This is a genomic window from Thermorudis peleae (assembly GCF_000744775.1).
In the GTDB taxonomy this organism is placed as follows: domain Bacteria; phylum Chloroflexota; class Chloroflexia; order Thermomicrobiales; family Thermomicrobiaceae; genus Thermorudis; species Thermorudis peleae.
On sequence record NZ_JQMP01000003.1, the window covers coordinates 799,891 to 814,355 of the forward strand.

General features: G+C 56.4%; 11 protein-coding genes. 5 read left to right on the forward strand and 6 right to left on the reverse strand.

What is annotated here, in order from left to right; genetic code table 11:
* Positions 1–138: 138 nt before the first annotated feature.
* On the reverse strand, positions 139–1,167 hold the full coding sequence (locus N675_RS06705) for a helix-turn-helix transcriptional regulator (protein WP_038038666.1): 1,029 nt from the start codon (positions 1,165–1,167) through the stop codon (positions 139–141).
* Positions 1,168–1,356: 189 nt separating this feature from the next.
* Here N675_RS06705 and N675_RS06710 point away from each other — a divergent pair, with 189 nt between their 5' ends.
* From N675_RS06710 to N675_RS06720, 3 genes are read left to right on the forward strand one after another with little or no spacing between them, the layout of a single operon-like run.
* The gene (locus N675_RS06710) at positions 1,357–2,172 is read left to right on the forward strand and encodes a WecB/TagA/CpsF family glycosyltransferase (RefSeq protein ID WP_051914359.1); all 816 of its coding nucleotides are present in this window, start codon (positions 1,357–1,359) and stop codon (positions 2,170–2,172) included.
* Positions 2,169–2,690, forward strand: coding sequence for a B-box zinc finger protein (locus N675_RS06715; RefSeq protein ID WP_038038667.1), 522 nt, complete (start codon positions 2,169–2,171; stop codon positions 2,688–2,690). Before N675_RS06710 ends, N675_RS06715 begins: the two co-directional genes overlap by 4 nt.
* Positions 2,691–2,698: 8 nt before the next feature.
* On the forward strand, positions 2,699–3,700 hold the full coding sequence (locus N675_RS06720; protein ID WP_156100835.1) for a bifunctional heptose 7-phosphate kinase/heptose 1-phosphate adenyltransferase: 1,002 nt from the start codon (positions 2,699–2,701) through the stop codon (positions 3,698–3,700).
* Between the two features lie 46 nt (positions 3,701–3,746).
* Here the strand turns inward: N675_RS06720 and N675_RS06725 are convergent, their stop codons facing one another.
* Entirely contained in the window at positions 3,747–5,108 is a 1,362-nt protein-coding gene (locus tag N675_RS06725; protein WP_038038669.1) for a hypothetical protein, read from the reverse strand.
* Between the two features lie 599 nt (positions 5,109–5,707).
* Between N675_RS06725 and gltX the strand changes: the two genes are divergently transcribed.
* Positions 5,708–7,234 (forward strand): glutamate--tRNA ligase, encoded by a 1,527-nt coding sequence (gene gltX / locus N675_RS06730; protein WP_038038671.1) that lies wholly within the window; start codon positions 5,708–5,710, stop codon positions 7,232–7,234.
* Between the two features lie 80 nt (positions 7,235–7,314).
* Here gltX and N675_RS06735 read toward each other — a convergent pair whose 3' ends face one another.
* From N675_RS06735 to N675_RS06750, 4 genes are all read right to left on the reverse strand, one after another.
* On the reverse strand, positions 7,315–7,995 hold the full coding sequence (locus N675_RS06735) for a dienelactone hydrolase family protein (RefSeq protein WP_038038673.1): 681 nt from the start codon (positions 7,993–7,995) through the stop codon (positions 7,315–7,317).
* Positions 7,996–8,127: 132 nt separating this feature from the next.
* On the reverse strand, positions 8,128–9,516 hold the full coding sequence (locus tag N675_RS06740) for a L,D-transpeptidase (protein ID WP_038038674.1): 1,389 nt from the start codon (positions 9,514–9,516) through the stop codon (positions 8,128–8,130).
* Between the two features lie 132 nt (positions 9,517–9,648).
* A complete protein-coding gene (locus N675_RS13635) occupies positions 9,649–11,175 on the reverse strand; it encodes a hypothetical protein (RefSeq protein WP_156100836.1) in 1,527 nt (508 codons plus the stop codon).
* A gap of 26 nt (positions 11,176–11,201) precedes the next feature.
* Positions 11,202–11,996, reverse strand: coding sequence for an MBL fold metallo-hydrolase (locus N675_RS06750; RefSeq protein WP_081886909.1), 795 nt, complete (start codon positions 11,994–11,996; stop codon positions 11,202–11,204).
* Positions 11,997–12,137: 141 nt separating this feature from the next.
* Between N675_RS06750 and N675_RS06755 the strand changes: the two genes are divergently transcribed.
* Positions 12,138–14,396, forward strand: a complete 2,259-nt coding sequence (locus N675_RS06755) for a GAF domain-containing sensor histidine kinase (protein ID WP_038038675.1) — start codon at positions 12,138–12,140, stop codon at positions 14,394–14,396.
* Positions 14,397–14,465 lie beyond the last annotated feature (69 nt).

A 14,465-nucleotide genomic window follows, 5' to 3' on the forward strand; every position in this document is an offset into this window, starting at 1 on the left:
CCACAGGAGAACCCCATCCTTCTCGTTGTCATTGTGCTGATTGTCTCGTTGGCACAACGCACGATGAGGGTTTTGCCGGTCTGAACCGCGCGCTGACATGCGTTGATTAATCAGTTGTCGCCAGGATGTACCTGATCACTAGGACACGCGAGCAGCACGCGATGGAGAGAGAAGGAGCTCTCGCTGGGGGAGCGACGGTGCGTGGTAGCGTGCAAGGATCCCTTGGGCTTGCTCAATAATCCACTGGCGGAGTTCTTCGGGAGCAACAACTTCAACCTCTGTTCCGTAGTGAAATACCCAGCGGCAGAAATCAGGAGTGATCGGCACTGTGACGGTGAAACGGAGTCGTCCATCGGGTAAGCGCTGGCACTGCTGCGTGTGGTGCCAGTGCTCTTCCTCAACCCAAGGCGCTGCTTGCTGGGAGAAGATGAGCTCGACATGGTGTTTCGGCTGATTACGTCCCTCCATGATGCCCCACATGCTTCGCAAGTATTCCCCGACGTCGATTGTTGGTGGACGACTCAATGGCTCGCGTGTCACGACCAGCCGCTTCATCCGATCGAGCTTAAAGGTACGAACGGCGTTGCGCGTATGGCACCAGCCAATGAGATGCCATGAGCGGTAATGTGGTACAAGCGCGTAGGGATCAACTTTACGTCGGGTTACGGTACCCTGCCGTGATGCAGCCGCATACTCGAGCTCAACCACCCAGCCATTGAGAATCGCTCCTTCAATCTGCCGGAGCAGTTGCTCACGGCGTGCCACATTTTCGGCCGTGCTGGCGAGTGTGGTGAACATCGTGCTTTCGACAACTCGCCCGAGAGGGGTTGGTAGTAAGCTTACAAGACGCTCCAATGCTCGACGGAGTGGTTCACTCGGCATCCCAAGGGAACGAAGAGCAATCTTCGTTGCAAGGATCAGTGCAAGCGCTTCATCGGCTGGCAGCGAGATCGCTTGTAAAGCTGGTGGCCGTTTCACGCGGTATCCCTCGCGCGTGTGCTCGATCTCGAGCCATTGCCGGAGCATCAAGATATCGTTCTGAATTTGACGCTCGCTGACCCCAAAGTGCTCTGCGAGTTCGGCACGCTTCCAACGACGCTGCATGAGCCGAAATGCCATTTCGAGAAGCCGCTTGACTCGTTGTTCTTCAGGTGGTCGCTTCGTCATCGTAGTCCCTTCCCCTGGGGAAATGTGTCGAGTGTGTGCGTTGTCCTTCGTCTTGGAGATATGGCAGGACAACCAGGCAATGTTGCGAGCCTGCCGTACCTTCGGCGAGTCCATAACGGTATCCTATCACGCTGAGAGTGTCCCGTCGAGCCGCGTCGTTCTGGGGCGTTGCGGCGGAAGAGGTCATACATGCCATCAGCGTGCAATTGGTACTTGGACAGGGGAGATCGTCTTCGGCCGGCAGCCGTTATCCTTGGCCTTCCAGTCCATGACGTCCTTGTCGATGATGTCGTGCGGCTCACTCGCTACTGGCTTCACGAGGAGGCTGACCGTCTGCATCACATTGTGACCCTGAATCCTGAGATGGTCATGACTGCTCGGCGTTTCCCCGACTTCCGCAGCGTGGTCCGTCATGCTGATCTTGTCACACCGGATGGGATTGGCATTCTGTTGGCAGCTCGCTTGCTTGGTACTCCATTGCGTGGGCGTGCAACAGGAGTTGAGATAACGCAAGCATTGGCGCGGGCGAGCGAGCCGCGACTTCGCCTCTTTCTCCTAGGGGCCGCTCCAGGCGTCGCTGACCGTGCAGCACAGGTGCTCCGGCAGCGTTTCCCGACCTGCCAGGTCGTTGGCTGTTTTGCAGGTTCGCCAGCAGATGCTGATGCGCCAGCTGCGCTCGAGATGATTGCGCGTATGCGCCCGACTGTGCTGCTTGTAGCGTATGGCGCTCCAGCACAAGAGCGCTGGATCGCGCGTCATCGTGCGTTGTTAGAGGCCTATGGTGTTGTTGTTGCCCTTGGCGTTGGTGGAACATTCGACTACCTTGCTGGTGTTGTGCCGTTGCCGCCTGCTTTTGTCCGACAATTCGGCTTTGAATGGCTCTATCGCCTCTTGCGCCAGCCATGGCGTTGGCGTCGCCAACTTGCCCTACCTCGCTTTGCCACACTTGTGCTTGTTGAAGCGGCACGACGCCGCGTGCTGAAGAAGGGAATGTTACCTGAATGACTGGTATTGAAGAGCGGCCGTGCGCTCGGCACCCTGATGTCCTGACGACTTTGCGCTGTAACCGCTGCGGGAAGCCAATTTGTCCTCGTTGTATGGTTGAAACACCGGTAGGTTATCGCTGCCCGGAGTGTGCTGGTGTGCGGCTCGGTACCTTCGCAAGGCGAGAGTTCGGCTATGACCTGCGCGCCATACTTGTTGGCGTGCTGGTTGCCCTGCTCGCTGGCTTTATCTGGGGGCGTTTCCCCGACTGGGGGTTCTACTGTGCCCTCTTGCTCGGCTTTGGGGTTGCCGAAGCGATTGCCTGGGTGACCGATGAGGGACGTGGACGTGATCTTCTGACCATTGGGATCGGTTGTGTGTTGCTCGGTGTGGCGTTTTCCCGGATCGTTTTAGCCTATCGTCTTGGTGTCTTCATACGAGACGATCCTGGTCTGCTTAGCATTCTGCGGCTTCAGCCAATTCCTGACCTCGTCTTTGTTGCCCTTGCAGTGCTGATTCCATACGTGCGCTTTCGATGAGGGGAGCAATGGTCAGCTGGCAGGTATTGCTTGAACGGATTCGTACTCTTCGCATTCTCGTCGTTGGTGATCTCTGTCTGGATGTCTATCTGTTTGGTGAGCCAACGCGGGTATCACGGGAAGCCCCGATTCTCGTCCTCGAAGAGCGTCGACAGGAGGTCCGTCCAGGAGGAGGTGCCGCACCTGCTCTTGCGCTAGCTGCCCTTGGCGTGAAGACATGGCAGGTTGGCGTCGTTGGCAATGATGATGCTGGTCGACAACTTGTGCAGTTGCTCGCTGATCGTGGCGTCGATCCAAGTGGTGTCCTTGTTGATCCTGATCGTCCAACAACGTGCAAGACGCGCGTTGTTGCCGAGGGACCATATAACGTGTTCCCCCAGCAAATTGCTCGTATTGACCGTCAGGATCGACGCCCCGTGCCCCCTCACATTACACAGCAGATGATCGATGTTATTGCTCAGCACGGCCCTATGGTTGATGCCATCTTGCTTTCGGACTACCGGAGTGGCGTGATTGAGCCCGCCATCGTCGAAGCTGCGCGTGCTGCAAACCAGGTCGTCACGGTTGACTCGCAAGGGCGGCTTGACCAATTTCACGGATGCACGGTTGTCAAGTGTAATCAAGCAGAGGCGGAGCATTACCTTGGCGTTGCGCTCAGTACACCATCGCTCCGCGAGGTTCATCTGCACGCTCTGCGCGAGAATCTCAACTGCGCTTTGCTGGTTGTCACGCTTGGGCCAGCTGGAGCTGCCTTGGTCACGAGCGATGGACGCTATCTTGAGCAGCCGCCAAGAGTCCGTCGACAGGTCTTTGATGTGACTGGCGCTGGCGACACCGTGATTGCCGTGTTCACTGCTGCCCTTACTGCTGGGGCCGACCCGGTTGCAGCGCTTGCCCTTTCGCAAGTTGCCGCTGGCATTGTGGTGAGTAAGTGGGGCAATGCCCAAGCGACCACCGACGAACTGCGTGAGGCGTTGGCTGACGATCCTCCCGACTGTCTGACAGGCTAGTGCTGTCTCTCGCTGGTGTTGCCCTTCCGTTCTACTGACGGCTTCGTCATATCGAGCCCTTGTTTCCCTGGCAAGCTGGCAATGGCGGTAAGGCGCTGAGATCGACGATGTGTGGGATGTCCGATGGGCCAGGCACGGGAATGCCAAGGAGCGGATCCGTGCTGCCTGGCTTCGTTGCCGTCGTCGTTGCGAAGGTCGCAATCAGAACGCGGTTATTTTCGAGTCCAGCCGCCCAGCCGTTCAACTGCGTCGCGCTGCCACTTCGCGTGTCAAAGATCATCGGCGGAGGGGAAGGCGGCGTCCATGCGATCAGTGGTCCAGCAATCGTCAGGAACTGAATGGCATGGCTGTTGGTCGGTTCAGGTTGCCGATAGACTGCTTGTGCCTCAGCATCGCCCGGGTGCCAAATCCAGAGTGTATGGGTATCCGTCCAGGCAAGGAGCGTTGGGCTGGCTGCAAGGTAAGCGATTTCCTGTTGGTGGGCGATGAGTGGTGCTGGCGGTGGTTCGAGTTCCCCGGTTAGCGCATCAGCCATTGCGATCTTGGCCCGCCGATTTTCGGGTGACTGGAGGGAAAATTGTTCCCATTCCATCCAGAGTAACTCGTTGCCCCAGAATACCACTGGGTAAATCGCGCGCATCGTTGGGAGCACGTGATCGACACGGGCGGAAAGGTCGTAGAGGTGCAAGGTCGAATGAAACGTTTGGTTACTCTCTGGAGATGTGGTGGTGAGTCCGCCTTGCACCCAGGCTATCTTGTCTTTAGATAAGGCTGGAAGGATCAGCCATCCGGGAATGGTATCTCCTGGTTGGTTATGGCTGAGTTCAAGGAGCTGGTTGTTCTGGGCATCCCAGGCAAACAAGCGCCACTCTCCCCAAGTGGCATCCTTCGCCCAGCTGAAGATGAGCCACCGCTCGTTCGCGACAAGGATGCCAAGCTCCTCTACTGACGAACCAATCTGATAAATTCGGTGATAACTCGATTCGCCAACGCGTCCAGTCACCAGCCCCGACCAGTCAGTGCTTTTGAGTGTGCCAAACCAGCGGTGCCCGTCGCTGCTCAACAGACCGAAGCGGAAGTGGGGCCCAGGTGCGTCACGAGTGACCTCGGCGGGGAGTGTCAGCGTACCTTTGTCAATCACGGTATCCCATGTTGTTGGTCGCGCGACCTGGCATCCAAGCATGCTCCCCTGGCTGGCCTGTGTTGGGGGTGTGACTGGGGAAAGAGTAGGCAGGGTAGTTGTGGTGGCCAGTGTTGGAAGAGCAACTGATGGTGTTGCAATGAGCCTGGTTTGCGACGGCGGTGGTGTCGGTGATGCTAGTTGCGTTGATGAACGTGCGCCCCAACATCCAACGAGCAAGCTAAGCAATCCGAACAGCCAGAGCCAATGGAATACCTTACCAAACATATCCTCGTCCTCTGAGGATTACTACCAGTGTCGCGGTATCGATGCTATTGTAGGGCTGAACGCTTGGCCAGACCGTCGTCGCTGAATCCATGTAGAACGTTGTATTACCCCAGTCGCTACGTTTCCCTGACAGTAGCATCGAGGATCGTGCGGTGTCTCTTACGCATCACTGTACCTCCACTTCCTTCATTTGTTTCCTGCGATTCAGTAGGCGTATAACGCAGAATTCATTAGCTGTCACGTGGGCAGGTGGCTGGGAGATGTACGGTGAAAGCGGTGGCTGTATGTTGTTGGTAGTTGATAAAGGAAAGCAGCAATCCCTTGATTCCGTCGTGCAGTGCTGTGCTTCCCCCTGGATGCTCGTTCTTGCGGCCGTTGACTTATCGAGCGTAGATCTGCTAGACTTTGGTACAAACAGATTATTGTTTCATTATTAGTCTGCGTCTGCGATGCTCGCTCTGTCACGCCCTGCTGGGCAAAGAGCGTGGGAGATTCGTACACAGACGATGGGCGGTCCGGTTCTTGTCCGCCCCTGTGCCATACTTGATGAACGCAGGGCAGCACTTTGGCCCAGGCGACGAAACTGGAGCGTGCAAACGATGACACAGACAGCGGTACGTGTGCGCTTTGCGCCGAGCCCGACCGGCGAGCTCCATGTCGGCGGTGCGCGGACGGCGCTCTTCAATTGGCTCTTTGCCCGCCAGCATGGCGGGGCATTCATCTTGCGGATTGAAGATACCGATCAAGCTCGTCTCGTCGGGCAAAGCATCGCTGGCATTCTTGAGTCGTTGCGCTGGCTCGGGCTTGAGTGGGATGAAGGCCCAGATGTCGGTGGGCCCTATGGCCCCTATATTCAGAGCCAGCGGCTGGAGCTGTATCAGCAGCATGCAAGGTGGCTCGTCGATCACGGCTATGCCTACTACTGCTTCTGCACACCTGAGCGTCTCGAACAGGTGCGGAAGGAGCGGTTAGCCCGCGGTGAGCCACCCGGGTATGACCGTCACTGCCGTTGGCTTCCTCCTGAAGAGGTCGCTGAGCGCCTCGAACGTGGCGAGCAAGCCGTCATTCGCTTTAAGATGCCGCTCGAGGGCGAAACCGTTATCGTCGATTTACTCCGTGGGGAAATTGCCTACGATAACCGCGTCTTGCAAGATCTCGTGCTCCTCAAGTCGGATGGTTTCCCAACCTATCACCTGGCAAATGTCGTTGATGACCATTTCATGCAGATCACACATATTCTCCGGGCTGAGGAATGGATCCCAAGTGCGCCACTGCATGCACAGCTCTATCGCGCTTTTGGATGGGAGATGCCGGTGCTCTGTCACTTGCCGGTAATCCTGAGTCCGGATGGCAAGGGCAAGCTCAGTAAGCGTCATGGCGCAACGAGCGTGCTTGAGTTTAAACGGCAAGGATATCTGCCTGAGGCAATGGTGAATTATCTGGCATTGCTCGGGTGGGCGTATGATGACAAACAGGAAATCTTTAGTCGGGAGGAATTGCTTGAGAAGTTCCGGCTTGAAGATGTGAACCCACATCCAGCCCGCTTCAACTTCGAGAAGCTGGCCTGGATGAATCAGTACTACATTAATCACGTGCTGACACTGGATGAGTTAACGGCACGATGCATTCCCTTCCTGCAGGAGGCGGGGTTGCTTCCGCCTGAGGCAAGCGATCCGGCAAGCCCTGCTTTTGCCTACGCACGTGAGGTCCTTGCCCTTGTGAAAGACCGGCTCAAGACACTGGCTGAGGCGCCGGACCTTACCCGTTTCTTCTTTACCGATGTAGAGGACTATGATCCATCATTACTTGTTCCCAAGAAGACAGAGCCAGCTCAGGTACTCCAGGCACTCGAGCGGGCAATGGCCACGCTTGAAGGTGCCGATTTTACGAGTGAAACAGACCTTGAAGCGCGCCTGCGGGGATTAGCAGAGGAACTTGGCTTGAAGGCTGGCCAGCTCTTTATGCCTATCCGCGTTGCTGTTACTGGCCGCACGGTCTCACCCGGCTTGTTTGAGACGCTCCGCGTCCTTGGCCGTGAGCGCTCACTCGAGCGGCTTGCGGCAGCGCGTGAGAAGCTGGCGGCTTATCTTGGAACGCTAGCGTGGTCAACGCCATCTGGGCAATGAAGCGCACCATCTGAGAAGCAAAGCAACGTGGGCTGTCTGAATTGGCAGCCCACGTTTGTTTCGTCGATCGGTCGCATGATTCACGCTGTCTTCAGATGCTGGCGGAAGAATGCGAGCGTCCGACGCCACGCATCGATAGCTGCCTCGGGGCGGTAGCTGGCTCGGGTATCGTTGAAAAAGGCGTGCGGTGCGTTGGGATAGATGTGGAGTTCGAACTGTTTGCCGGCTTCCTGCAATGCTTGGCGGAGCCGCTCCACTTCAGTGGGCGGAATACCTTGATCCGCCTCTCCATACAAGCCGAGCAAGGGGCAGGTGAGCGAACGTACTTGCTCAATTGGATTAGGATTACGGCCGTAGAAAACCACCGCTGCCCCAAACAGATCGCTGCGGCATGCGGAAAGAAGCGACAACCCACCACCCATACAAAAGCCAACCACGCCAACCTTGGGGCCGCGGACTTCGGCACGGCTCAAGAGATAGCGGGCAGCAGCAATGATCTCAGCGACTGCCCGGTCATATTCAAGTTCCATCGCGAGTTTGCGCGCTTCATCCGGTTCGGTCGCAACTTTGCCGTGGTAGAGGTCAGGGGCGAGTGCGACAAAGCCTTCAGCGGCGAAGCGATCGGTCACATCCCGAATGTGTGGCTCAAGCCCCCACCACTCCTGGATAACAACGATACCCGGCGCAGGCGTTGTGCTCGGCAACGCAAGATACCCGGGTGTTTCTCCACCATTGCTTGGGAACGTAATCATTGTGCCCATTGCGTGCTCCTTTTCCCAAGGTACCCCTTTGTCACGAGCATCGTAACACGGGGAATTATTCGGAGACTCTTCACCCAAGCAATATCACGCCCCGAGGTTCTCAAACACAAGGCGCTACAGGAGACATGCTACTTAGTAGTGAATGCTGACTGTCGAGCCGATGTTCAAGAAATTCCAGAACCATTCGGCATCGCTATTCATGAGTCCAACACACCCGTGGCTGCTAAAGCCGCCAAATTGCGAAGGCGGAGTCCAATAGTTGCCGTGGATGGCATATCCCCCCGGTTTGAAGTACTGCGTGTAGAGCACGTTTTCAAGATGATAGTACCCCGGACTGCCCGGTGGGATACCAATGGTGGCTGAATCCATCGTCTCGTTCTGGACTCGGTAGAGGATATGGAATATGCCAGTTGGTGTAGCCTGGTCTTTTCCAGCCGTGATAATTGCTGCATAAACCGGACGGTAGCCGTCATACGCAATCGCATAGAAAGCTGTGAGACTGACATCAACCCAATGTCCATCAAAGAACTGTGGTGGTTCTGGCGGAGTGAGTGGCTCAACCCAAGCCGCTGCGACATAGCGGCCCCCGCCAAGGTCATACCAGACATTCAACCCGTTCACGCTATCGCCAGTAACGATTCCACGAATTGGTACCGGGTAACGCTTGTATGTTGAGCCGACAACTGGAGCGCTCGTCTGTGGAGCCGAGCGAATCAGCAATTCATCAGCCACAACAGCGCCAAACAGTGTGCCGTCATCGTTGCTGACGGCGCGGGACCAGCGAGGATCAAGTAAGCCAGGATAGGCGGTGATACTCCCAGAAGCCTGGGGCACGGGGGCCGTATTGATCCCTTGGGAGGCTGCATATTGAGCTCCCAGTCGCCCAAGCAGGACTTCGTACTCTGTGCCGCGATTTTCGGGATGGTATTCAAACCGGGCACGCTCGAAGTATTGCACCGTATAGACCTGCCCGGTATCAGGATTGCGCTCAGAGAATTCCTCAGAAATTGGGTAGCCGAAAGTATACAGCCCGCCATGGAGGAGCCAGTAGCGCCGGAATCCATAGGCAATCGTATGCCCGGTTGCCGGGAAGAAGGTGCGGTCGGGATCGTTCTTAAACCAATCAGCTGCTTGGGGCGGCAGGGGCTTGAAGGGATCCTCATTCTTCCGGTTTGCGGTTGCCCAATTACCGAGAAGCGTTGCGAGGACGACATAGGGTGTACCCCGATTCTCGGGGTGATACTCAAAACGCGCACGTTCGAAGTATTGGACAGTCATGCCATCTTGCGTCATTGGCTCGGAAATTGGATAACCAAAGATCATTAAACCACCATGGCTGAGCCAGGCTTGTAAAAAATCACCGCTGAGGTGATGACCTGTTTGCGGGAAATAGATTGTTGGTGTTTGCCAGGGGGCTGCTTGGGCTGGGGGCTGTAAAGGAAGCGGCATCAAGCTCAACAGGAAGGCGCTTACCGTTCCAACCAATCCAACCAGGCGAGACCAGCGCCGTGTACGTCCCATTGGGCTTGCTTGCTCCCTTCATTGTCACTGATTGCCTGAGGCGAAACGGTGCGGCTCATGCGACCATGCCGCACCGTTTCCTCTTTCCATATTGGAATAACGAATGAGCAGCGGAAACGTTCCGCGTCCTGGTTAGTCGCCAGGTTGGAAACTGACTAATTGAACAGCAAGGGCATCGCTTGTCCACTGCACAATGCCGATACCCGGACTAAACCAGATAGTTAACGTTTGGGGTGATGTCGCATTTTCGGGCAGTACCCCTTGCATCGTCATGCGAAGCCGCCACGCTGGTACCAGTCCATACGTTGTGCTCACAAGTTCATTTTCCTGAACCTCGACGTGGAGGCTCGCGGGACGGGGTGGTGCATCGGTGGAAAGAGCAGTTGCGGTGACTGTCCATTGCACACCTTCACTGAGGTCGAGCACTGAGAGAAACCGAAGTGCTGGCCAAAACATGGTTGTTTCGGTGACGGTCCCATTTTGATCAAGGCGGTCATAGCCAGTGAAGAACACCCCACGATTGGTAATTGCCCAATACGTAACGCGTGTCCCCTGTGTGTCTGTTTCCCGACGAGGAATCAATGTAGAGCCAGCGATGAAACTGACGGAGGGATCACGCGTTTCCCATTTTTCCTGTGTACCGGCAGTCGTCGTATAGGTCCACCGAGAGCCTGGTTGTAAACCGTAGTATGCAGCGCCCGGCGCCAGCGTGGTTGGTGGGGTGAATTGATAGCGCCAACGATAATAATGCTGGCCAACATTGCCCATCTCGACTTGCCATCCGGCTGGATTGGTTGGAGTATAGGTGAGGACGCGTCGTTCGAATGGCTGAATAAGCACCCAGGTCGGCTCACCCCGCAGTCGAACTTGTGCCCAAACAGGGTCGGCGATGGGGTACCCAAGCACGAACAGCCAGTCAAACAGTGGAGACGCTGTTACCAATTGTCCATCTTGTTCAGCTACCCCACTCTGTGTCATGAATGTCCAGAAGGCACGTGGGATGTTATAGCCAACGGTTTGCCCTGATGGGCCACGGTAGGTAATGTATTGCACGAATTGCGCGTTTGGGTCCTGGGCAGCATCCGTATATTGCGTTAATCCGCTTGGGGTAAGGGCCGCTGTCGCAGCGAGTCCGGTGCGCTTAGGCTGGCTATGATCAACCAGTGCGGCGAAATCAGCGTATGTAGGAAACGGAGTGTCTGGGTCGCCGGCAATTGGCACCGTCGCACCTGACCCGGTGTCGAAGAAGGTGCTGTCACCGACCTGAATTCGTCCGCTGATCAGTTCACGTGTCAGCAGGCCACCAGTCACATACCACGGTGCAGTCGGGTCACTATTCGGATAGGTGAGTTCCATTCGCCCCTTGTCGAAATACTGGACAAGCCGCACTCCACCGGGTGCCTCGCGATAACGCTCATACAGGGCCGGTGTAAATGGACTCGGTCCCCAGAGCCAGGTGCGGACAACTGCACCAGTCTGGATTGGACGATCAGTCCGTGCCCAGCGAGCCACAAATGCCGGTGCGGCAAAGTCTTGCGCTCGACTTGGCTGCACTGGCCAAATGCCGAGCAGGCCAATGACAAGGGGGAGAAGAAAGCGAATATTCCACTTTTGCCAAGTCCGTCGTTGCGAAGCGCGGCGTTGAGCGTACTCCATCATTCTATCCCTTCGGTTACCCTGGTCTCTCACTCTGCTGCCCGCCGCGCTTCCCCAACAGTAATTGTTAACCCATCATAGGCTAATGCCACATTCGGAGGGAGTATGGAACTGACCGCAGCATGCGAGACCTCATGGCTCATGTGTGTGAAGTATGCCTGTTGTGGCTTGAGACGCTCGACAACCGCAAGCGCCTCGTCAATGCTCAAGTGGGTTGGATGTCGACGGGCACGCAGTGCATTCAACACCAGTACCTGGACACCTTGAAGCGCTGCAAGGGCTGATTCCGGCACGGTTGCGGCGTCGGTAATGTATGCAAAGGGGCCAAAGCGGAATCCGAGGACAGTCCAACGTCCATGTGGCACGGGAATAGGGATAATCTCTTGCCCGAATAACTCGAATGGTCCGGTAATTTCGTGCAAAATGAGATCGGGCTTGCCGCCGTAAAAGGGGAATTGGTCTTCAAAGGCATAGCCGAAACGCTGGCGAAGTTCTCGCGCTGTATCAGGTGCGGCATAAACAGGCAGGTGTGATTGTGCAAGGTAATTGAACTGGCGGAGGTCGTCAAATCCTGCAACGTGGTCAGCATGCGCATGTGTGAAGAGAACAGCATCAACGCGTCGGAGTCCAACGGCTAGGGCTTGTAGTCGGAGTTCAGGAGCAGTATCGATCAAGATAACCCGATCGCCAACGTGCACGGTAATGGAGCTGCGTGTCCGTCGATCGCGCGGATCCGTCGAATGACAGACAGCGCAGTCGCAGCCGATCACCGGGATACCGTTTGATGTGCCAGTTCCAAGAAAGGTTACTGTCAGTGCCGTCATCGTTCGCCTCTTTCCGGCTGCTGATTCTACCCATCAGGCAAGGGCTGGCCCAGGCATTGACCGGTGTCTCAACCGGAAATAGGACTGGTGGGGGCTATCCAAATCTCTTGCTGGGACGAATGGTAAGAATAGGGCCATGGAATGGCTGCAGCGACGCTGGGGATCGATGGGTGGGTGAACAAGATGGGCGCAGAAACACTGCGCCAGTTTCAGGAGGCGATAGAGGAGATCGAGAATGGTAACCTGTTCTCGATGAGCACATTCTCGCCAATGCCTCGGCTCCAAGAGTTAGCAGACGCTGCTCGGCTTATTATGCAAGCCGAGGTTGCTGTCGTTTACCAATTTCTGCCCTCTGACCAAGTACAGATCGTGGCGATCAGTACCAATCCTTCCGTTCCAGCAGTTCATCACTGGCCATCTCACGATCTGCCTCTTGAGCGCCAGATGGAGCGTCAGCCTCACCTCGTCGAGCTCACCAGTAATGCTCCTCCTGCATTGCCCCAGGCGAGGGTGACGCAGTTACGGGCATTCGGGATTCAGTGGCTGCTCTCGTATCCTTTGCTGATCGATAACAATGTCGTTGGGTTGCTCGAAATTGGTTGGTCTTCAGCTCCGCCGTCACCCCATACTCCTGAGCACGCGATTCTTCAGCCCATCGCTGCGGCGATTGCGCGCACGCTTCGTGCTGCATCATCAGAGTCACCGCAACTGTCGAATCGGCAACCGCAATCAGCAAACTTGACTCCATCCCAATCGAGCGTACTGGCGGTCGGTCTGCAGCGCCTGGGTGCGGAGTTGCGTGAACTCCTCCAGGCAGATATCGGTCTTGTCTACGTGCCCTCTGGGACTTCTGGTCAGCTGCAGGGAAGCGTCGTCGCAGGATCACGTCCTGGGGCTGAAGCGTTGAGTGTGTTGCCGCTCAATCTTGACGCTCCCTTGGTACAGGAATGGATGAAGGCCCCTGCTTCTCTCCTAGATTTAGTGGCCTTGATTCGTGCCTTTGGCCGGCATGCCATGATGCTGCAGCTACAAAGTGGCATCGTCGCGCCAATTTGGGGTGATAGCAACGAACTACTTGGGTTTGTCCTGCTCCTTCGGTCTGTCCCGCAGGTCTTTTCTGAGGCAGACCGTGCGCGTGTTGAGCGAGTGCTTAACGCGATGGTTCCACTTCTTGCACTGGGCTGGCAGCTGGAGCAGGCTGAGCGTGCGCGGGCCCTTCGTGAAGCGTTGCTTCGGCTGGCGATGGCACTCGTCCAAGCAACGTCGCTGAGTGATATCGGTCGACTCATTGCTGAAGCACTTCGGGCTGACCTCAACGTGGTGACCAGTTTGCTGGGGATTGTGTCTAACGGTCAGATCATGTGGTATGGCGCCGTTGGTGAGCGGTTGCTTGGACCGGTTGCCAGCCAGATCGATGGTGATAGTGTCAGCGAGGCAGTGCAGAACCAGCGTGTCCTTCGTGGAGTGAGTCGTTTCTTCCGCTTGCCTGCAGAACTCGCTGCGCTCGGTTTGAGTGTTGTACCAGAAACTTTGCTGGTTCCTGCAGTACAAGCAACGCAGCGCGTTGTGTTACTCGTTCAGCGTCCTGGTACACCGTTTTCATCTGATGAGGAGTGGTTTCTCCAAGGAGCAGCACAATGGGCGGCACAAGCAGCCCAGTCTCTTCGCACGCTCGAGACAATGCAGCGGGCTGGGGATGCACGCGCTTCGCTTCTCGCTCAGCTTCTTGCCTATCAAGAAGAAGAACGGAAACGTCTTGTCGATACCATTCATAATCAAACGTTGCAAGGGCTCGCAACCTGCCTGTATCGCATCGAGCTTATTATCCGCCAAGCGGAAGAGCAGTTACTTGGTGATGCGGTCGGCCAACTTCGCCAAGTGCGTGATATGCTTGCGGAGCATATTGCGCTCCTTCGTGAAGCTGTCTTCCAGCTTCGGCCAGTCACGCTTGATCACCTCGGCCTCGAAGCGGCGTTGCGTGAGTACCTCGCGAAGCTGAGCGATCGCGGCATAACCGGTACGCTTGATCTTCAGCTCAATGAACGCCTTAATCCTGAACTTGAAACGGCGATCTATCGGGTCGTGCAAGAAGCGATTGAGCGTGTGCGGCAGCCAGCGGGCATTCGCCGGGTAATTGTGCGTGTACGCGAAGGCCTCGGCGAGAAGGTCATGGTTACTATTGCTGATGATGCTCCGATAGCGCCTCAGGGGCAGGGGGGTGAACAGTCCTTGCCCCTGGTAGCGTTGCGTGAGCGTGTGACGCTGCTGGGTGGCGTGATGCAGGTGGCAAGTGTTGCTCAGGCTGGCACAGTCATTCAGCTCGTGTTACCAAAGCGACGAACAACGCGGTTTGGCTCGCCAGCGGCGTCTGAAGAACGATTTCCACCATTGCCAGAGTAGGACTTTTTGGGGGTTGTCAGCGACGCTACGTACTCGTGGAATAAGACCAAGCGCGTGGGGCGTGGTAGG

Coding starts and splice junctions, on each gene's coding strand:
- N675_RS06705 (WP_038038666.1), bottom strand. CDS start 1,167: ATGACGAAGCGACCACCTGAAGAACAACGAGTCAAGCGGCTTCTCGAA.
- N675_RS06710 (WP_051914359.1), top strand. CDS start 1,357: ATGCCATCAGCGTGCAATTGGTACTTGGACAGGGGAGATCGTCTTCGG.
- N675_RS06715 (WP_038038667.1), top strand. CDS start 2,169: ATGACTGGTATTGAAGAGCGGCCGTGCGCTCGGCACCCTGATGTCCTG.
- N675_RS06720 (WP_156100835.1), top strand. CDS start 2,699: ATGGTCAGCTGGCAGGTATTGCTTGAACGGATTCGTACTCTTCGCATT.
- N675_RS06725 (WP_038038669.1), bottom strand. CDS start 5,108: ATGTTTGGTAAGGTATTCCATTGGCTCTGGCTGTTCGGATTGCTTAGC.
- gltX (WP_038038671.1), top strand. CDS start 5,708: ATGACACAGACAGCGGTACGTGTGCGCTTTGCGCCGAGCCCGACCGGC.
- N675_RS06735 (WP_038038673.1), bottom strand. CDS start 7,995: ATGGGCACAATGATTACGTTCCCAAGCAATGGTGGAGAAACACCCGGG.
- N675_RS06740 (WP_038038674.1), bottom strand. CDS start 9,516: ATGGGACGTACACGGCGCTGGTCTCGCCTGGTTGGATTGGTTGGAACG.
- N675_RS13635 (WP_156100836.1), bottom strand. CDS start 11,175: ATGATGGAGTACGCTCAACGCCGCGCTTCGCAACGACGGACTTGGCAA.
- N675_RS06750 (WP_081886909.1), bottom strand. CDS start 11,996: ATGACGGCACTGACAGTAACCTTTCTTGGAACTGGCACATCAAACGGT.
- N675_RS06755 (WP_038038675.1), top strand. CDS start 12,138: ATGGCTGCAGCGACGCTGGGGATCGATGGGTGGGTGAACAAGATGGGC.